We start from the raw sequence: 19,960 nt of genomic DNA, 5'->3' as shown, positions 1-19,960 counted from the left end.
GACAATGATTTCTGTTAAGGTCTTTAAGGTCTTAACAATACAACAATGAGAAGAGGCATTATGACTGATATCTTACAAACACATCCTTCGGTGTTGCCTTTAGTTGGCGGAATTAACTTTCGTGATCTAGGCGGTAAAAAGTTGAGTAATGGTGGTGTGATTAGACCCGGAATGCTCTTTCGCTCTGGCTCACTGGATAGATTAACCAATACAGACCAATCTCTGCTCATTGATAAAAATCTTTTTCAAATCATTGATTATCGTGATAGTGGGGAAATCGTTGATAAACCAGACCGAGTCTGGGAGGGAGCACAATATTATCATGCTCCTGCAAACCCATTATCCAAAGAAGTTTCTGCAAACCTTGAAAAGTTGACACCTGAAATACTTGAGCAATTTGATGCTAAAGCCTTTATGTTTCAGTTATATAAATTATTACCTATTAATAATCCTGCCTATAAACAATTAGCTACGTTATTAAAGCAACCTGAAAAAGGGGGCGTTGTGCAACACTGTGCGGTAGGCAAAGACAGAACAGGTGTTGGCTCTGCTTTAGTGTTATTTGCTCTTGGAGCATCTTTAGATGTGGTGATGGAAGATTATTTGCTTACTAATGAAACATTAGCGCCTTATCGCGCTTATCTTTTAGAAGAACATGCCAAAACAATGAGTGATAACATTGTTGATAAATTTGCCTATGTTTATTCAGTACAAGAAGAGTTTTTGCAAACGGCATTGGCCAGTATTAATCAGCATTATGGTAATGTTGATACTTGGCTAGAAAAAGATATCGGTTTAGATGCTTCTAGCCGAGATGCCCTACAAAATTATTTTCTCGAATAATAAAGTAATTTATATTCGGTTAATATTATTTAGGTTAACCGAATATAAGGCCCTCTATTTTGACAGTACAAGATATTATTCATACCATCACTCTCTTTGTAAAAGAGCACGAAATTTGGGCGATTCCAATCGTGTTTTTTCTTGCTTTTGGTGAATCACTCGCGTTTATCTCATTGCTTATTCCTGCCACGGTTATTTTATTGGGATTAGGCGCCTTAATCGGTGAGAGTGGTCTGTTTTTCTGGCCGATTTGGCTTGCTGCTGCATTAGGAGCTTTCTTTGGTGATTGGGTATCGTATTGGATAGGATTTCACTATAAAGAAGGAGTGAGAAATTTGTGGCCAATTTCACGCTCACCACAAACATTGGTTAGAGGTCATCAATTCTTTAATCGTTGGGGAATTTGGGGGGTGTTTATTGGGCGATTTTTTGGGCCTTTTCGTGCAATTGTTCCGTTAGTGGCGGGTATTTGTGCAATGCCACAACGTTATTTTCAAATGGCTAATTTTACATCAGCCATGATTTGGGCTTTTGGTATTTTGGCACCCGGTGCTTTTGGTTTGCAATGGCTTGCCAAATGGATGGGATAACTGCGTCCTTTATCGCAAATCAAGTCATGATATAAATTGTTGCTAGACAATATTACCTATGCGTTTTAACGTAGCCCGCTGGAAAGTAAAAAGGTCACTTTAGTGGATATTCAGTTGTTATATGGGATCATTGGTTTATTAGGTGGGGTACTTGTTGGTGGCGCGCTGGTGTGGTGGTCTGTTCAACAACGTTTATCCGATAAAGAAACCATGCTACGTGAAAATTATACGCAGCTTGCTATCGCCCAAGAAAAAGCGGTGATTATCCCCTCTTTACAACAACATATAGAACAGCTTGAGCAAGAATTACGCACTCAGAGAGAAATTATTACTTCTCAAGAAGCTGAATTAAGAGAAGTGACAACTCGTTGGGAAGAAAGCCGAATATCCGCAGAGGAAAAACAGCGATTATTAATGAATAGCGAACAACGGCTTGCTACACAGTTTGAGAACTTAGCTAATCGTATTTTCGAACAGAGTGGGCGTAAAGCTGAAGAGTTAAATCGCCAAGGATTAACACATTTACTTTCACCATTTCGTGAACAACTCGAAAGCTTTCGACGACAAGTTCAAGATGGTTTTGGGCAAGAAGCTAGAGAGCGACATACTTTGGTTCATGAAATTCGTCAGCTCCAACAATTGAATGTAAAAATGGCACAAGAAGCGGTTAACTTAACTAATGCCCTAAAAGGGGATAATAAAGTTCAAGGTAACTGGGGCGAAACGGTATTAGCACGTATATTAGAGTCTTCGGGATTACGTGAAGGCCATGAGTTTGAAACACAGGTAAGTATTCGACATGAAAATGGTAGTCGCTATCAACCTGATGTAATAGTGCATCTACCTCATGGCAGAGATGTTATTATCGACGCTAAAATGTCGCTGGTGGCATATGAAAAGTATTTTAGTAGTGATAACGATAATGAACGTAAACAAGCGCTTTATGCGCATGTGAACTCAATTAAAGCGCATATTAAAGGATTGAGTGTAAAAGATTATCATAAACTACCGGGTGTAACGTCTTTAGACTATGTTTTAATGTTTATACCTATTGAGCCCGCTTATCTTGTTGCAATTGGTCATTCTCCAGACTTGCTAGAAGAAGCATTGAAAAACAATATTATGTTAGTGGGGCCATCTACTTTACTTGTTGCTTTACGTACAATAGCTGCATTGTGGCGTTATGAATATCAGAGCCAAAACGCACAAGAAATTGCAGACAGAGCGGCTAAAATGTATGACAAATTAAGACTTTTCGTTGATGATATGCAAGGGCTGGGAAACAGTATTCAAAAAGCGCAGTCTGGCTACTTATTAGCAATGAAAAAACTCTCTGAAGGTCGTGGAAATCTTATCAGTCAAGCGGAAGGCTTTAAATCCTTAGGGGTTGAGATAAAAAAAACGATTGATAATGATCTCATTGAAAAATCAGCATCTGATTGATTTGATAAAATAAAGAGATAAAGGCTTCTGAAAACGACCAGTACTGAACTTACTAAATTTTGATTAATTAGCGGGCAAATAATATGACTCAACAAACAAAGGAAACAACAGATTTTGGTTTCCAAACCGTTGACAAAGATGATAAACAAACCATGGTTGCAAGGGTTTTTCACTCTGTCGCGTCTAAGTATGATTTAATGAATGACTTGATGTCATTTGGTGTTCACCGGATTTGGAAACGTTATACCATTGAAGCTAGTGGTGTAAGACGTAACCAACGTGTTCTTGATCTTGCTGGTGGTACGGGTGATTTAACGGCTAAATTCTCTCGTCTTGTGGGCGAAAATGGGGAAGTTGTTTTAGCTGATATTAATGACTCAATGTTGAAAATGGGACGTGAAAAGCTACGCGATCACGGTATTGTGGGTAATGTTAACTATGTACAAGCGAATGCTGAAGAATTACCTTTCCCTGATAATCATTTTGATTGCATCACTATCTCCTTTGGCTTACGTAATGTGACCGATAAAGCAAAAGCTTTACGTTCAATGTTCCGTGTATTAAAGCCAGGTGGACGCCTGCTGGTGCTGGAATTTTCTAAACCTGTACTTGAACCTTTAAGCAAGATTTATGACGCTTACTCTTTTCATATCCTACCGAAAATTGGTCAAGTGATTGTGAATGATGCTGAAAGTTACCGTTATTTAACAGAATCAATTCGCATGCATCCTGACCAAGAGACGCTAAAAGGTATGATGGAAGAAGCGGGATTTGATCAAGTTACCTATACCAATATGACTGGAGGTATAGTTGCCTTACACAAAGGATTTAAATTCTGAGATGGAAAAAGCCACTTTTTCTCATGATATTGCCTCTCAAGTACTGTATCCGCTGTTAACAGCATCCATGGAGACAGCACTTAATCATGTTTTATATCAGGAAAATGTGCTTAAACCTGCCCGCAATCGCCTTGCGGGCAAAGTGTTAGCGCTTTCTATCAATGAGTTTCCTCGTTCTATCTACTTAGTCTTTAGCGAACAACAAGTTGATGTGTTAAGTCAGTGGGATGATGAAATTGATTGTTTGATAAAAACAAAATTATTAACTTTGATTAAGCTTCGTGACCGTCAAAAAATGTCAGAACTAATCAACCGTGGTGATATTACTATTGATGGTGATATGCAGGTTGTTCAAAATTGGTCTGCATTATTAGATATGGCGCAGTGGGATCCTGCGCAATATTTAGCACCTTATATTGGTGATATTGCGGCGCAAGGCCTGACTGTTGTTGCAGGAAAGGGCGTTCAGTTATTTTCTTCACTCTTAAGTCATCAAAAAGATTATTTGCGTGACGCGTTAATTGAAGAGTGGAAAACCGCACCTAGTGCATTAGAAACAGTCCATTTTTATGATGAAATAGAAGAAGTTGCACAGCAAACAGCCGAGCTGGAAAAACGGTTAGGTATATTGGAGAAAAAATAATGCTCCTTAGTGAGTTAAAGCGCCTCTATCATATTATTCAGGTATTTTTATCTTATGGGCTTGATGAGTTAATTCCTAAACATCGAATTACTTTACCTGCAAGATTAGGATGCCGAGCACTATTTTGGATCAAAAATAAGCATCCAGAAAAACCATTAGGTGAACGCTTACGACTCGCATTGCAAACATTAGGCCCTGTTTGGATTAAATTAGGTCAAATGTTATCAACTCGACGTGATCTTTTCCCTCCTCAAATTGCTGACCAACTTGCTTTATTGCAAGACAAAGTTGCTCCTTTTGATGGTAAGAAAGCACGACAATATATTGAAAAATCATTTGGTGGCCCTATTGACCAATGGTTTGATGATTTTGATGAAACCCCATTGGCTTCTGCTTCTATTGCGCAGGTTCACACGGCAAAATTAAAAGAAAACGGCAAAGAAGTCGTACTCAAGGTCATTCGTCCTGATATTCAACCAGTGATTAAAGCGGATATCCGTTTGATGTATCGCTTGGCAAATCTTTTACCGTTTTTGCCTGATGGTCGTCGTTTACGACCAAAAGAGGTGATCCGCGAATATGAAAAAACATTACTTGATGAGCTAAATTTGTTGCGTGAAGCTGCAAATGCTATTCAGCTACGTCGTAATTTTGAAAATAGCTCGATGTTGTATATTCCTGAAGTGTATTCAGATTATTGTCATGAAAACGTGATGGTAATGGAGCGTATTTATGGTATTCCCGTTTCTGATATTGAAGCGTTGAATGCACAAAAGACGAATATGAAACTTCTTGCGGAGCGTGGTGTAAAAGTCTTTTTTACTCAGGTGTTTAGAGACAGTTTCTTCCATGCTGATATGCATCCAGGTAATGTGTTTATTAGCTATGATCACCCTGAGAATCCATATTATATCGGTATTGATTGCGGTATCGTTGGCTCATTAAATAAAGAAGATAAACGTTATTTAGCTGAAAACTTCTTAGCTTTCTTTAACCGTGATTATCGAAAAGTTGCAGAATTACATGTTGATTCAGGCTGGGTACCAGCAGATACCAATGTAGAAGATTTTGAATTTGCAATCCGCACGGTGTGTGAGCCGATTTTTGAAAAACCACTTTCTGAGATCTCATTTGGACATGTGTTACTTAATCTTTTCAATACAGCACGTCGTTTCAATATGGAAGTACAACCGCAGTTAGTTTTACTTCAAAAAACATTGCTTTATGTTGAAGGGCTTGGGCGTCAGTTATATCCACAGTTGGATTTATGGAAAACGGCAAAACCGTTTTTAGAAGATTGGTTACATAGTCAAATTGGTATCACGGCATTAGTGAATGGTATAAAGAGTAAAGCACCTTACTGGATTGAAAAAATGCCAGAGATACCAGAGCTGGTTTATGATAGTCTGAAGCAACATAAAAATATGAAGTTAACGCTAGATAAATTGACGGAACAAATAAGTTCGCAAAGAGTCAAACATAGACAGTCTCTATTTTTATTGGGTATAGGTACAACACTGTTTTTATGCGGTAGCCTGTTTTTTGTTTCTGGTTTTAAAACATTATTCAGTGTTTTTATCAGTTTAGGCCTTCTTGCATGGATTTTGGGTTGGTTTAGATCTGGTAATCCACAATAAAAACACATCAAAGTTTGTCTTTGAGCAAGTTAAAAGATGAATTCGAGATTCCCGAAAATTGAATTCGTTGTATATAATGGGCACTGTTATTAAGTATAACCCCGAAAATAGTTGAGGAACATAAAATGGGCGGTATTAGCATTTGGCAATTACTTATCATCGCTGTCATCGTTGTTTTATTATTTGGTACAAATAAACTGCGCACATTGGGCTCAGATTTAGGTGCATCAGTAAAAGGCTTTAAAAAAGCGATTGGTGATGAAGCTGCAGATAAGAACACCAACAACGCTGAAAAAACAAATAACGACGCAGATTTTGATACTAAAAATTTAGCGCAGAAGACTTCAACAGAAGAGAAGTCTACAACTGAGAGCAAAAACAAAGAGCAGGTATAAACCGTGTTTGACATTGGTTTTAGTCAGCTGCTATTGGTCATGGTGATTGGTCTTGTTTTTCTGGGGCCAGAACGTTTGCCCGTAGCAGTAAAAACAATTGCTGGCTGGGTAAGGGCGCTACGCTCTTTGGCTGCGAATGTGCAAAATGAACTGACTCAAGAACTAAAACTTCAAGAACTCCAAGAGAGCTTGAAAAAAGTTGAAGAGAAAGCAAATTTACAAACGTTATCGCCAGAGCTGAAAGCGTCTATGGATGAGTTAAAAGAGGCTGCACAGTCTTTAAAACAAACTTATCAAGCACCTACAACGCCAGAACCCACTAAAGAGCAGTCTGTAAAAACCGACTCTACGGAACCTTCACCTTCTGATTTAGCCGCACTTGCTGAAGCTAATGAAGTTAATGATGATGCTAATCGCCATAAACCTGTGGCAGAAAGTGTTACAAAGACAGAAGTTCCTGTTACTCAGCCAGTAACAATAGAGAAAAAAACAACTGATCAGGTCAATGGTGAGCATTAAAACATGGCAGTAAATGATACCCAACCGCTGATCAGCCATTTAATAGAATTACGCAAGCGTTTGATGTATAGCTTGGTGTCAGTTCTTGTGGTTTTTTTAGCGCTGGTTTATTTTTCTAACGATATCTATCAATTAGTCTCGGCTCCATTACTTGATAAGTTGCCACAAGGGTCAAATATGAGTGCGACTGATGTTGCCTCTACATTTTTGACTCCGATTAAATTGACAATCATGGTATCCGTTTTTGCTTCTGTACCTGTTATTCTTTATCAGGTATGGGCTTTCATCGCACCAGCATTGTATAAACACGAACGTCGCTTAATGCTGCCATTACTTGTTTCAAGTACAGTATTATTCTATCTCGGTATGGCGTTTGCTTATTTTGTTGTGTTCCCTCTTGCGTTTGGTTTCTTTGTTAATACAACCCCAGAAGGGGTTAACTTTATTCCTGATATCAGTAAATACCTAAGTTTCGTGATGACGCTCTTTATGGCGTTTGGTGCTGCTTTTGAAGTACCCATTGCGATTATTTTATTGTGCTGGAGTGGTGTAACAACACCAGATGCGTTAAAGAAAAAACGTCCTTATATTCTTGTGGGTGCCTTTGTTGTTGGTATGGTATTGACACCTCCAGATGTTTTCTCTCAAACCTTATTGGCAATACCTATGTACTTACTGTTTGAAATCGGTGTCATGGTATCGCGTTTTTATGTAGGTAAGGGAAGAAGAGAAGACGAAGACGCAGATACAGAAGCAGAAGCAGAACAGCAAAAATAATTTTAGAAACCATTTTCTAAAATCATATGATATTAGCCCAGCAATTGCTGGGTTAACTTTTTCTAGAAAGTCTCTTTTTTAAATTCTTTATTTCCCACTGATTTTTTCACTTCGCTATTTAATATATTTAAAAGCAAAATTGAACGTGCTTCACCATCAGGTTCTTGATATATGGCTTTGATCCCTTGAAATATACCCTCTGTAATTAACACGCTATCGCCACTATGGGGTACATTTTCTTCACTATAAGAGAGAGCAGAAAGCTGAGGTATTTGCAGTGTATCAATCACATCTTGAGGCACTGTGACAGGATATTGCCCAAAACGGACAAACGAGTTTACTCCACGCGTTGAGTTAATGGTCGTGGTATGGATCACTTCAGGATCAAATTCTATAAAAAGGTAATTAGGAAAAAGCGGTTCGGTTACCGTAGTGCGCTTTCCTCTTACTATTTTTTCTATGGTTACCATCGGTGTAAAACAGCCCACTTGCTGACGTTCTAAGTGTTCGATAGCACGAGGAATTTGTCCTCGTTTACAATACAGCAAGTACCAATTTTTCATAGTAGAGACAATAAGTTAGTTGATTTTAATTTACGTAATAATAGCAAATTTATCGTTGAGGTAACAGCTATCTATTGAGGTTAAATAAAAATAGCTTAACGCGATTTTATACTGGAAAAAGAAGAGAAAAGCTGTGTTTATTCGCAATAAAAGAGTTTGTTTTTGTTACTTTCAATTGGATCTCAGATAGAGGTAACAAGTTGACAAAAAAGTGATGGTAAAAACAAGAAAAAGCTTTCAAGATAATTATCTTAGAATTTTATTCATAATTATAAAGAGGTTCTGTAATGGAAGTTTTTTTATTAAGTAACGGGAAAATTGCCGGGGATCCACGTTGGTTAAGTTATGCAAAAGATAATATCGATAGCATGATTAAAAAACGCGGTATTCGTTCTGCTGTATTAATTGCTTATGCCGTTATTCGTTCAGATCATGATCAACGTGCTCGTGATTTATCAGAAGTGTTAGGTATTGAAGTTACTTGTATTGAACATTTTGATTCAGAAGTTGATGCAATCAATAATGCAGAATGTATTTTAGTCAGTGGTGGTAATACTTGGTTATTAAACCAAATGTTGCATGAGAAAGGATTAGTTGTTCCTATCCAACGCGCAGTACGTGAGCGCAATATTCCATATATTGGTTGGAGTGCCGGTTGTAACGTTGCAACACCAACAATTCGTACCACGAATGATATGCCAGTACGCTCCTCTGTTATTATGCCTTCATTAGGTCTATTCCCTGTTCAAATTAACCCACATTACATTGATGCTTCTATTAGTGGCCATATGGGTGAAACGCGTGATGAACGTATTGCAGAGTTTTGTGCAATTAACCCTGAAGAGATTGTTGTGGCTATCCGTGAAGGTAGTTACTTACATATTCAAGGTGAAGAATTACATTATTACAGCGCTAAAAATGAAGGTTTTAAAATCTTCCAACATGGAAAAACATTCCCTGAACAGTTTGATACAAAATTACTTTCAGAGTGGGTTCCATTCCGCTGTTTATAAGTATAGTGAACGCTACTAAATAAAAAGCATTGCATTTTAGTGAGTTATGCGTTTAGCTTATAGCGTCTCAAAGAGGGCATTGTCCCTCTTTTCTTTCACTCACTGGCTCGTAAGATTATGATGAAATACCGCGATTTAAGAGATTTCCTTTCATTATTAGAAGAAAAAGGTGAATTAAAACGTATCACCTATGAAATAGATCCCTACCTTGAAATGACCGAAATAGCGGACAGAACTTTACGTGCCGGTGGGCCAGCACTGTTGTTTGAAAATCCTAAAGGGTATGATATGCCAGTGCTTTGTAACTTATTTGGTACACCTGAGCGTGTAGCAATGGGGATGGGCCAAGATGATGTTAAAGCCTTACACGAAGTTGGAAAGTTATTAGCTTTTCTAAAAGAGCCTGATCCTCCGAAAGGTTTTCGTGATCTCTTCGATAAGTTACCTAAATTTAAGCAAGTTTTAAATATGCCAACAAAACGCTTGAGTAAAGCGCCTTGTCAGGAGGTGGTTTTAACAGGTGATGATGTTGATTTAACAAAGATCCCTGTTATGCATTGTTGGCCTGAAGACGCAGCACCTTTGATTACTTGGGGATTAACGGTGACTCGTGGCCCATTAAAAGAGCGCCAAAATCTGGGTATTTATCGCCAGCAAGTGCTGGGTAAAAATAAAGTGATTATGCGCTGGTTATCACATCGTGGTGGTGCGTTAGATTTTCAAGAGTGGTGTCAAAAACATCCGGGAGAACGATTCCCTGTTTCTGTAGCATTAGGAGCTGATCCTGCTACTATTTTAGGTGCTGTAACACCTGTACCAGATACCTTATCTGAATATGCATTTGCTGGATTATTACGGGGTAATAAATCAGAGGTTGTAAAATGTCTTTCAAATGATCTTGAAGTGCCGGCAAGTGCTGAGATTATCCTTGAAGGTTACATTGAACCGGGAGAATTAGCCCCAGAAGGGCCATATGGAGATCACACAGGATATTATAATGAGATTGACTCTTTCCCTGTGTTTACCATTACGCATTTAACGCGCCGTAAAGATGCAATTTATCATTCAACCTATACAGGGCGTCCACCTGATGAACCGGCAGTATTAGGTGTTGCGTTGAATGAAGTGCTTGTTCCGATATTACAAAAACAGTTTCCCGAAATTGTAGATTTTTATTTACCTCCTGAAGGATGTTCTTACCGTTTAGCCGTTGTGACAATGAAGAAACAGTATGCGGGTCATGCTAAACGCGTAATGATGGGAGTTTGGTCTTACTTGCGGCAATTTATGTACACAAAATTTGTGATTGTTTGCGATGATGATGTCAATGCAAGAGATTGGAAAGATGTGATTTGGGCAATTACAACCAGAATGGATCCTGCGAGAGATACCATTATGATGGAAAATACGCCTATTGATTATCTCGACTTCGCTTCACCGGTTTCAGGATTAGGATCAAAAATGGGGCTTGATGCGACGAATAAATGGCCAGGTGAGATAGATAGAGAATGGGGTAGACCTATTGTAATGTCTGATGAAGTTAAGCAACGAGTCGATACTATTTGGGAACAGCTCGATATTCTTAAATAATAACAGAGGAACAACATGGCAATACTGAATTGTAAAGTCTCACTTGTTGAGCCGATGACAGATACGGTTTATCGGGTAAGGCTATTACCTGATGGCGAATTTGATTTTCAGGCTGGGCAATATCTTTTAGCAGTTATGGATGAACGTGATAAACGCCCTTTTTCTATTGCATCTATACCTGAGAACAAAGACTTTATTGAACTTCATATTGGTGCGTCTGAACTCAATCTTTATGCGATGGCAGTGCTTGATGTGATATTAGAAAAACAGCAACTTACCATTGATATTCCTCATGGGAATGCATGGTTTAAAAAAGAGAGTCAACGTCCTCTACTATTAATTGCTGGCGGTACAGGATTTTCTTATACCCACTCAATTTTATTGGCTGCATTAGCTGAAAACCCACAACGATCTATTACGATTTATTGGGGGGGAAGAGAAAGCGTTCACCTCTATGACCTTAATGAATTACAAGAATTATCAGAATTGCATCCATCTTTAACGGTTGTACCTGTAGTCGAGCAACCTGATGAAACTTGGCGAGGCCGAAAAGGTACGGTATTAACAGCGATAAGCGAAGATTTTGGTGATTTATCAGAATATGATATTTACATCGCAGGGCGTTTTGAAATGGCTAAAATTGCCAGAGATCGTTTTTGTAATGAGCGTAATGCTGATAAAACACGCTTATTTAGCGATGCTTTTGAATTTATCTGATAAAACGATAGTATCCCATTATTTGTTATTATTTTCGTTTTTAAAACCATAAAAAAACCCGCCCCTGACGGCGGGAAAATGGTTTCTAACCATGCAATCGAAGTGAATACTGTCCCAACGATAAGAATGTGGATATACAGAATACGGTATTAAACACGTTCTATAATCGTTGCAATACCTTGTCCTAATCCAATACACATTGTGGCTAAGCCAAACTGCGCATCTTTACGCTCCATAATATTTAATAATGAAGTAGTTATTCGAGAGCCTGAGCAACCTAAAGGATGCCCTAAGGCAATTGCTCCGCCATTTAAATTAATTTTGTCATCGATACTATCGAGTAAATTCATTTTCTTCATGCAGGCTAATGACTGTGCTGCAAAAGCTTCATTTAGCTCAAAAATATCAATATCACCTAATGTTAATCCTGCTTTTTTCAATGCGATTTCTGTTGCAGGCACAGGACCATAACCCATAATTGCAGGATCACAGCCCGTCACTGCCATAGCACGGATCATGGCGCGAGGCTTTAAATTGTGCTCTTTGGCATAACGCTCACTGGTGATAAACATAGCGGATGCACCATCAGATACTGCGGATGAATTGCCTGCCGTTACAGAGCCTGTCGCGGGATCAAACACAGGTTTAAGCTGTGCTAACTCTTCAAGGCTAGGGTTATAGCGAATAACCTCATCATTTTTTACATTGATAAGATTACCCATTGCATCATGACCATTGATAGTCACTATCTCATTCTCAAAATAGCCTTGTTGTGTTGCAATTGCTGCTAACTGATGCGAACGATAAGCAAAATTATCTTGCTCTTCACGTGAAATTTGGAATGATTTTGCTAGCATTTCCGCGGTTAATCCCATTGAAAATGAGGCTTTAGCGACAGAAAGATTAAGTGATGGATTAAAATTTGTATTATAAGTCATCGGTACATGACCCATATGTTCAACACCACCGATTAATGCGACTTGACTATCACCCAGCATAATCTGGCGAGCTCCATCATGTAATGCTTGCATTGATGAACCACATAACCGGTTAACTGTAACTGCTGGAACCTTGTGTGGAAGTTCAGCCAAGAGCGCCGCATTACGAGCAATATTAAAGCCTTGTTCTAAAGTTTGTTGCACACAGCCCCAAATCACATCACCAATATCATTAGGATTAATATTCGGGTTACGTGTTAGTAGTGTTTGCATCAATTGTGCTGAGAGATTTTCCGCTCTAACATGGCGAAATGCGCCGCCTTTTGAGCGTCCCATTGGAGTACGAATACCATCAATTATGACAACTTTTTCCATTTCATATCTCCTTACGCGAGTTCTCTGATGTTAACATCTACTTTTTCGGGCTTTGGATAATAAGTTTCGTTGCGTTGCGCTTTCTGTTTTAAGCTTTCAGGAATTTGATAAAGAGGCCCTAATGATGCGTATTGCTGTGCATCTGCAACAAATTGCGCTAATCCAATGGTATCAAGGTAACGGAATACACCACCTCTGAAAGGAGGAAAGCCTAAACCATAAACTAACGCAATATCGGCTTCTGCTGGTGAGGCAATAATACCTTCATCTAAACAACGGATAACTTCATTAATCATTGGGATCATCATGCGAGCGATAATTGCGTCTTGGCTAAACTCTTGTGTTTTGCCAGCATTTTGCTGAATAAGCGTTTGAATTTGACCATCAACAGATTTCTGTTTTTTACCCCGTTTATCAATAGAGTAATCATAGAAACCATGGTTATTTTTTTGACCATATCGTTGTTGCTCATATAAAAGAGCAATCGCATCTCGTTCAATTGTCCCCATTCTGTCAGGGAAACCCTCAGCCATTACGGCTTGAGCGTGATTTGCCGTATCAATACCCACAACATCGAGTAGGTAAGCGGGTCCCATAGGCCAGCCAAATACTTTTTCCATTGCTTTATCAACGGCAATAAAATCAGCACCATCTCTTAGTAATAGAGAGAATCCTGCAAAATAAGGAAAGAGGACTCGGTTTACAAAGAAGCCGGGACAGTCATTAACGATAATCGGTGTTTTTCCCATTTTACTGGCGTAACTGACTATACGATTAATAGTTTCCTCACTGGTTTTTTCGCCTTTAATGATTTCAACCAGTGGCATTCGATGAACTGGGTTAAAGAAGTGCATTCCACAGAAATTCTCAGGACGCTTTAAAGATTTCGCAAGTAATGAAATAGGGATGGTTGATGTGTTGGATGCAAGGATCGCGTTATCTGCTAATAGTGCTTCTGTTTCTGCAAGTACAGTTGCTTTTATTTTTGGGTTTTCAACGACAGCTTCGACAACAACATTTGCATCACTGACAGATGCGTAATTCAATGTAGGTTGAATAGAAGCGAGAGTTTTCGCCATATCTACGGCATTCATTCGACCTTTTTCCTGACGTTTTTGTAGCAGGCTTAACGCTTCATTCATACCCAGTTCAAGGGATTTTTGGTTAATATCCTTCATTACAACAGGAATACCTTTTAAGGCAGATTGGTAGGCGATCCCACCTCCCATGATCCCTGCACCTAATACAGCAGCCTGTTTAGGTAGTTCGGCATGACGTTTTTTCGTGATGCTTTTGACGTACTGATCATTAAGAAAAATACCGACTAAGGCTTTTGCAACATCAGTACGTGTGAGCTTAACAAAGTTTTCGGTTTCGAGAGCCAGTGCTTCATCTCTATTTAGGAAGGCTGCTTTTTCAATCGTTTTTACTGCGGTGATAGGTGCTGGATAGTGAGGGCCTGCTACTTTCATCACCATACCTTTAGCCACACTGAAAGACATTTTATGCTCAAGCTCGGTCAGTCTTAATGGCGCTGTTTTTGGATGACGTGCCGCTTTCCAATCAATTTTACCTGCAATTGCTTGTTCGATTAATGAAATAGCACTCTCTTTTAAATTTTCTAGCGGAATAATTGCTTGAATTAATCCATTTTGAAGTGCCGTTTGAGCATCAATATCTTTACCAGCAGTAATAATTTCTAATGCGTTATCGACACCTATTAAACGAGGTAGACGTACTGAGCCGCCAAAGCCAGGCATGATCCCAAGTTTTGTTTCTGGTAAACCGATACGTAAATCAGGAGAAGCAATACGAAAATCAGTGGCAAGTACGCACTCACAACCACCGCCAAGCGCATAGCCATTGATAGCGGAAACAGTAGGAACAGGTAAGTCTTCAAGTCGACTAAAAATCTGATTAGAGAAATGTAGCCACTGAGTTAATTCTTCTTCAGGGGCATCAAAAAGGGATAAAAACTCGGTAATATCAGCACCGACAATAAAAGCCGGTTTTTCAGAACGTAAGATAACGCCTTTCAAGCCAGGTGTTGCCTCTAATACTGTTAAAGCTTCACTTAGCATTGCAACGGTTTTGGTATCTAATTTATTAATAGAACCTTTAGCATTAAAAATAAGTTCAACAATACCTTGTTTCACCCAATCGGCTTGAATATTTTCGCTTTGATAGAGCATTTGTATTCTCCCTTAATGTATAGACTGGTATGACCAGATAATAAGAGTGTGAATACTATGTTAAATAAATGCAAATATTTGATTAAAAAACTGCAGAGGTGATCACAGTGAAATTATTCAACTTATTGAATTCTATGTTGTTGCTCAGATTGATAAAAAGAGGAGCGATAAATCGGTAATAATCTATTTTTGTTATGGGGTTAGCCACTAAAAGAGTTAGCGTGTTAAGCTGAATCATTAACAATGAATAAGATAAGGTAATTAATAATGGAAAAATTGCTCTCTCTGTACCAAGAACATATCAAAACTCTACAAAATCGTACTCGTGATGCTTTATCCAGACACCATCTTGATTCTGTATTAATTCATTCTGGTGAACCTATTCGTATTTTCCTTGATGACAGTGATTACCCTTTTAAAGTGAATGCTCATTTTAAAGCGTGGGTACCTGTAACAGATGTACCACATTGTTGGTTATTAGCGGATGGTGTGAATAAACCTAAATTATGGTTCTATTCCCCGGTTGACTATTGGCACAGTGTTGAAGCTTTACCAAGTAGCTATTGGACTCATGAAATTGAGTTAATTCATCTCAAAAATGTTGATGATATTCAAAAAGAGCTAGCACCTTATATTAATAAAAACACTGCTTATATTGGTCCAAATACACAGCGAGCAGAATCATTAGGTGTGAGTATTGAGAATATTAACAATCAATCTCTTCTTAATTATTATCATTACTATCGTGCATATAAAACAGGTTATGAATTAGCTTGTATGCGTGAAGCACAAAAAATGGCCGTCAACGGACATATTGCCGCTCGTGAAGCTTTTCAAGCTGGATTAAGTGAGTTTGATATTAATATGGCGTATTTAATGGCTACGGGCCATCGTGATACGGATGTTCCGTATGGCAATATTGTCGCTTTAAATGAACATGCTGCTGTTTTGCATTACACAAAATTAGATCATGAATCACCGGATGAATATCGTAGTTTCCTTATTGATGCCGGTGCAGAGTATAATGGTTACGCAGCAGATATCACCCGAACTTATAGCGCAAAAGAAAATCATGAATTTACTTCGTTAGTTAAAGATATGAATGATGCGCAACAAGCACTGATTGCAACAATGAAAGCGGGTGTGCGTTATACTGAATACCATGTTCAAATGCATCAACGCATTGCTGGGCTACTTAATAAGTACGGTATTGTTAAAGGTGTGAGTGAAGAAGAGATGGTGAGTGCTGGATTAACTACACCATTTTTACCACACGGCTTAGGACATGCTTTAGGTCTACAAGTTCATGATGCGGCTGGATTTATGCAAGATGATAAGGGAACTCATTTAGCGGCTCCTGCTATGTATCCATTCTTACGTTGCACACGCATTATTGAACCGGGCATGGTATTAACAATTGAACCTGGGTTTTACTTTATCGACTCTCTGTTAGCGCCTTGGAAAGAAGGCAAATACGGTACTCATTTCAATTGGAAGCTTATTGAGCATTTCAAACCATTTGGTGGTATTCGTATTGAAGATAATATTATTATCCACGATAACAAAATTGAAAATATGACCAGAGATTTACACTTAGCCTGATGAAAGCGTATTTGATCCCCGCTGAAACTGTAGAATTCAGTGAAGAAATAAAGAAGAGTCGTTTTATTACATTTATAGCTCACACTGAAGGTATTGATGCAGCAAAAACTTATATCCAGTCTATCAAAGAGCAATTTCCTGATGCCCGACACCACTGTTGGGCTTTTGTTGCAGGAAGACCCGATGATTCACAACAGTTAGGTTTTTCTGATGATGGTGAGCCAACAGGTACGGCGGGAAAACCTATTCTTGCACCTCTTTTAGGGAGTGGGATGGGAGAAGTTACCGCCGTGGTTGTTCGGTATTTCGGGGGGATCAAATTAGGAACCGGTGGGTTAGTTAGAGCTTATGGTAGTGGCGTTCAACAAGCATTAAAGCTTTTGCCAACAAAAACGAAAGTGCCACAGTTGCGTTTTAGTGTAGCGTGTGAATATTCACTTGTTTCATTACTTGAACAAGTCGTTGAACAATATCATGGGCAAGTACTTTCAAGTGAATATACTGATAAAGTTACTTTTATACTTTCATTGCCTGCAGTACATAGTGGTGAAGTTGAAGTTAAACTACGTGATATAAGTCGTGGCAGTATGCAATTAATCCCGTTAGATAAAAATGAATAATCTTTGCTATCAAGGAAATCGCTAAATGCATTTTCGTTCAATAACCCGTATTGTCGGACTGCTTGTTATCTTATTTTCTGTCACGATGATCATTCCTGGTATTGTCGCACTAATATATCGAGATGGTGCAGGGCGTGCATTTAGCCAAACATTTATTGTAGCGTTGATCATTGGGTTAATGCTGTGGATCCCAAATCGACATAAAAAAAGTGAGCTTAAGCCTAAAGAAGGTTTTCTGATTGTTGTCTTATTTTGGACAGTATTGGGTAGTGTTGGGGCATTGCCGTTTATCTTTTCTGAACAACCTAATCTCTCTATTACTGATGCCTTTTTTGAATCCTTCTCAGGACTAACGACAACAGGTGCCACAACACTTGTAGGGCTAGATTCGTTACCTAAAGCTATTTTGTTTTATCGCCAAATGCTCCAATGGTTAGGAGGGATGGGGATCATCGTGTTAGCTGTCGCTATTCTTCCACTTTTAGGTGTTGGGGGAATGCAGTTATATCGTGCAGAAATGCCGGGTCCATTGAAAGATAACAAAATGCGACCTCGAATAGCAGAAACAGCAAAAGCACTTTGGCTTATCTATGTTTTATTAACGATCATTTGTGCTTTAGCATTATGGATTGCGGGCATGGATGTGTTTGATGCTATTTCTCATAGCTTTTCAACAATTGCGATTGGCGGCTTTTCTACTCACGATGCTAGTATTGGTTATTTTAATAGCCCAACTATTAACATCATTATTGGTGTATTTCTTCTGATCTCGGGTTGTAACTTTGGTTTGCACTTCGCCGTATTAACGGGCAGAAGCTTAAATATCTATTGGCGTGATCCTGAATTTCGTATGTTTATCTCAATTCAATTGGGATTAGTTATTATCTGTAGCGGTATTCTATGGTTTTATTCTGTATATGACACAGGATGGGTAACCATCAATCAGGCTTTTTTCCAAGTTGTCTCTATGGCGACAACAGCAGGCTTTGCCACGGATAGCTTTGCACAATGGCCTGCATTTTTACCTCTTCTATTATTATGCTCGGCATTTATTGGTGGTTGTGCAGGATCAACGGGTGGGGGATTGAAAGTTATTCGTATCTTGCTGTTATTCCTACAAGGGAATCGTGAATTAAAACGTCTTGTTCACCCTAACGCTGTTTATACCATCAAACTTGGTCACCGAGCATTACCCGAACGTATTATTGAAGCTGTGTGGGGATTTTTCTCTGCTTATGCATTGGTATTTATTATTAGCTTAATGTTGTTGATAGCGACAGGCGTCGATGAATTTTCTGCATTTTCTGCTATTGCTACCACATTAAATAATCTTGGGCCTGGACTAGGTATTGTTGCTGACAACTTCACAACAATGAATCCAGCGGCAAAATGGATATTGGTCGTGACAATGTTATTTGGACGACTAGAAGTTTTCACACTATTGGTTTTATTTACCCCAACGTTTTGGCGTGATTAACCTAATACAAGGAGTAATGTATGAGCGCGCTATTATTGTACTGTAGTACTGATGGTCAAACTAAAAAAATAATGACACAAATCGCGAATGAATTAAGACAACACGGTCATGAATGCGATGTGAGAGATTTAACCTCTGTGCAGCAGAGTTTAAATTTATCTGCTTATAATAAAGTCTTAGTAGGTGCTTCGATTCGCTATGGTTACTTTAATAAAGCGCTCGATAAATTTATCACTCGTCATCTTGTACAATTGAATAGTATGCCGTCCGCATTCTTTGGCGTTAATCTTACGGCAAGAAAAGCAGAAAAGAATACACCTGAGACGAATGCTTATATGCGTAAGTTTTTAGATAAGACTCCATGGAAGCCAACGTTAACGGGAGTCTTTGCAGGCGCACTTTTTTATCCTCGTTATAAATGGATTGATAGAGTCATGATCCAGTTAATTATGAAGATGACTAAAGGTGAAACGGATCCTACAAAAGAAATTGAATATACAGATTGGAATAAAGTAAGCGAATTTGCGACGCACTTTGCTAAAATTGAGTGATATTTAATCTTTTTTGTGGGGTTTTTATACGTCTTGTTGGAGTTTTGAACGAACAGTAAATTATTTTAAAAAAACACTTGCGCTAATCCGAGAACCCCCTATAATGCGCACCCACTGACCGGCGATGAGCAAACAACAAGCCACGCAGGACGGTGAAGAGAAAAGAAAAAAGTTTGAAAAAATTCTTGACTCTTCAGAGGAATAACGTAATATACGCCTCCTCGCAACAACGCAGAAGACCGGAAACGGCAGCGAATGTTGCACTGCTCTTTAACAAATTATCAGACAATCTGTGTGGGCACTCGCAGAGACGATATCTTCTAAAATATTAGATGTATCAAGTCTTGAAGAGTGAACAACAAAAGTAAATTCATTTATGAATAGCTAAGTTTTCGATTTCTTTGAGCATCAAACACTTTTAATTGAAGAGTTTGATCATGGCTCAGATTGAACGCTGGCGGCAGGCCTAACACATGCAAGTCGAGCGGTAACAGGAGAAAGCTTGCTTTCTTGCTGACGAGCGGCGGACGGGTGAGTAATGTATGGGGATCTGCCCGATAGAGGGGGATAACTACTGGAAACGGTGGCTAATACCGCATGACGTCTACGGACCAAAGCAGGGGCTCTTCGGACCTT

At 38.8% G+C, this 19,960-nt stretch carries 19 protein-coding genes and 1 rRNA gene; 17 read left to right on the top strand and 3 right to left on the bottom strand.

Annotation, left to right across the window (positions count from 1 at the left end):
- The first annotated feature begins 60 nt into the window (after positions 1–60).
- The 9 genes from QSH13_RS08450 to tatC all read left to right on the top strand — a co-directional run bounded on the left by QSH13_RS08450 (position 61) and on the right by tatC (position 7,686).
- Positions 61–843: a tyrosine-protein phosphatase gene (locus QSH13_RS08450; protein WP_109396784.1), complete on the top strand. Its 783-nt coding sequence runs from the start codon at positions 61–63 to the stop codon at positions 841–843.
- 59 nt (positions 844–902) lie between these two features.
- A complete protein-coding gene (locus QSH13_RS08445; RefSeq protein ID WP_109396785.1) occupies positions 903–1,433 on the top strand; it encodes a DedA family protein in 531 nt (176 codons plus the stop codon).
- A gap of 102 nt (positions 1,434–1,535) precedes the next feature.
- Positions 1,536–2,876, top strand: a complete 1,341-nt coding sequence (rmuC, locus tag QSH13_RS08440) for a DNA recombination protein RmuC (protein ID WP_109406847.1) — start codon at positions 1,536–1,538, stop codon at positions 2,874–2,876.
- A gap of 83 nt (positions 2,877–2,959) precedes the next feature.
- A complete protein-coding gene (gene ubiE, locus QSH13_RS08435) occupies positions 2,960–3,715 on the top strand; it encodes a bifunctional demethylmenaquinone methyltransferase/2-methoxy-6-polyprenyl-1,4-benzoquinol methylase UbiE (RefSeq protein ID WP_006535554.1) in 756 nt (251 codons plus the stop codon).
- Between the two features lies 1 nt (position 3,716).
- Entirely contained in the window at positions 3,717–4,358 is a 642-nt protein-coding gene (locus QSH13_RS08430) for a ubiquinone biosynthesis accessory factor UbiJ (protein WP_109396787.1), read from the top strand.
- Complete coding sequence (ubiB, locus tag QSH13_RS08425; protein WP_109396788.1) at positions 4,358–5,995, top strand: ubiquinone biosynthesis regulatory protein kinase UbiB; 1,638 nt, start codon at positions 4,358–4,360, stop codon at positions 5,993–5,995. Before QSH13_RS08430 ends, ubiB begins: the two co-directional genes overlap by 1 nt.
- 125 nt (positions 5,996–6,120) lie before the next feature.
- Positions 6,121–6,390 carry a twin-arginine translocase TatA/TatE family subunit gene (gene tatA, locus QSH13_RS08420; protein WP_109396789.1) on the top strand — a complete coding sequence of 90 codons (270 nt, stop codon included), beginning with the start codon at positions 6,121–6,123 and terminating at the stop codon, positions 6,388–6,390.
- A gap of 3 nt (positions 6,391–6,393) precedes the next feature.
- A complete protein-coding gene (gene tatB / locus QSH13_RS08415) occupies positions 6,394–6,909 on the top strand; it encodes a Sec-independent protein translocase protein TatB (RefSeq protein ID WP_109406846.1) in 516 nt (171 codons plus the stop codon).
- Between the two features lie 3 nt (positions 6,910–6,912).
- A complete protein-coding gene (tatC, locus tag QSH13_RS08410) occupies positions 6,913–7,686 on the top strand; it encodes a Sec-independent protein translocase subunit TatC (RefSeq protein WP_109396791.1) in 774 nt (257 codons plus the stop codon).
- A gap of 62 nt (positions 7,687–7,748) precedes the next feature.
- Here the strand turns inward: tatC and rfaH are convergent, their stop codons facing one another.
- Positions 7,749–8,249: a transcription/translation regulatory transformer protein RfaH gene (rfaH, locus tag QSH13_RS08405; RefSeq protein WP_109396792.1), complete on the bottom strand. Its 501-nt coding sequence runs from the start codon at positions 8,247–8,249 to the stop codon at positions 7,749–7,751.
- Between the two features lie 287 nt (positions 8,250–8,536).
- Here rfaH and pepE point away from each other — a divergent pair, with 287 nt between their 5' ends.
- The 3 genes from pepE to fre all read left to right on the top strand — a co-directional run bounded on the left by pepE (position 8,537) and on the right by fre (position 11,569).
- Positions 8,537–9,262 carry a dipeptidase PepE gene (pepE, locus tag QSH13_RS08400; RefSeq protein WP_006535545.1) on the top strand — a complete coding sequence of 242 codons (726 nt, stop codon included), beginning with the start codon at positions 8,537–8,539 and terminating at the stop codon, positions 9,260–9,262.
- A gap of 120 nt (positions 9,263–9,382) precedes the next feature.
- Positions 9,383–10,852 carry a 4-hydroxy-3-polyprenylbenzoate decarboxylase gene (gene ubiD / locus QSH13_RS08395; protein WP_286039076.1) on the top strand — a complete coding sequence of 490 codons (1,470 nt, stop codon included), beginning with the start codon at positions 9,383–9,385 and terminating at the stop codon, positions 10,850–10,852.
- Between the two features lie 15 nt (positions 10,853–10,867).
- Positions 10,868–11,569, top strand: a complete 702-nt coding sequence (gene fre / locus QSH13_RS08390) for an NAD(P)H-flavin reductase (protein WP_109396793.1) — start codon at positions 10,868–10,870, stop codon at positions 11,567–11,569.
- Positions 11,570–11,718: 149 nt separating this feature from the next.
- Here fre and fadA read toward each other — a convergent pair whose 3' ends face one another.
- Together fadA and fadB are read right to left on the bottom strand one after the other, a co-directional pair.
- Entirely contained in the window at positions 11,719–12,882 is a 1,164-nt protein-coding gene (gene fadA, locus QSH13_RS08385) for an acetyl-CoA C-acyltransferase FadA (RefSeq protein WP_109396794.1), read from the bottom strand.
- An 11-nt stretch (positions 12,883–12,893) separates the two neighbouring features.
- Positions 12,894–15,074: a fatty acid oxidation complex subunit alpha FadB gene (fadB, locus tag QSH13_RS08380; protein WP_109396795.1), complete on the bottom strand. Its 2,181-nt coding sequence runs from the start codon at positions 15,072–15,074 to the stop codon at positions 12,894–12,896.
- A 267-nt stretch (positions 15,075–15,341) separates the two neighbouring features.
- Here fadB and pepQ point away from each other — a divergent pair, with 267 nt between their 5' ends.
- From pepQ to QSH13_RS08355, 5 genes are all read left to right on the top strand, one after another.
- Positions 15,342–16,676 carry a Xaa-Pro dipeptidase gene (pepQ, locus tag QSH13_RS08375; protein WP_109396796.1) on the top strand — a complete coding sequence of 445 codons (1,335 nt, stop codon included), beginning with the start codon at positions 15,342–15,344 and terminating at the stop codon, positions 16,674–16,676.
- Positions 16,676–17,296 carry an IMPACT family protein gene (locus QSH13_RS08370; RefSeq protein WP_109396797.1) on the top strand — a complete coding sequence of 207 codons (621 nt, stop codon included), beginning with the start codon at positions 16,676–16,678 and terminating at the stop codon, positions 17,294–17,296. Before pepQ ends, QSH13_RS08370 begins: the two co-directional genes overlap by 1 nt.
- A 25-nt stretch (positions 17,297–17,321) precedes the next feature.
- Positions 17,322–18,773: a Trk system potassium transporter TrkH gene (gene trkH, locus QSH13_RS08365; RefSeq protein WP_109396798.1), complete on the top strand. Its 1,452-nt coding sequence runs from the start codon at positions 17,322–17,324 to the stop codon at positions 18,771–18,773.
- 20 nt (positions 18,774–18,793) lie between these two features.
- Positions 18,794–19,324 (top strand): menaquinone-dependent protoporphyrinogen IX dehydrogenase, encoded by a 531-nt coding sequence (gene hemG, locus QSH13_RS08360; RefSeq protein WP_072064490.1) that lies wholly within the window; start codon positions 18,794–18,796, stop codon positions 19,322–19,324.
- A 419-nt stretch (positions 19,325–19,743) separates the two neighbouring features.
- Positions 19,744–19,960 (top strand): 16S ribosomal RNA (locus tag QSH13_RS08355); the annotation flags it as partial.

The organism is Proteus faecis (assembly GCF_030286765.1).
GTDB classification, from domain to species: domain Bacteria; phylum Pseudomonadota; class Gammaproteobacteria; order Enterobacterales; family Enterobacteriaceae; genus Proteus; species Proteus faecis.
The sequence above is the reverse complement of the archived record's forward strand: the minus strand, read 5'-3'. Positions and strand labels throughout refer to the sequence as shown.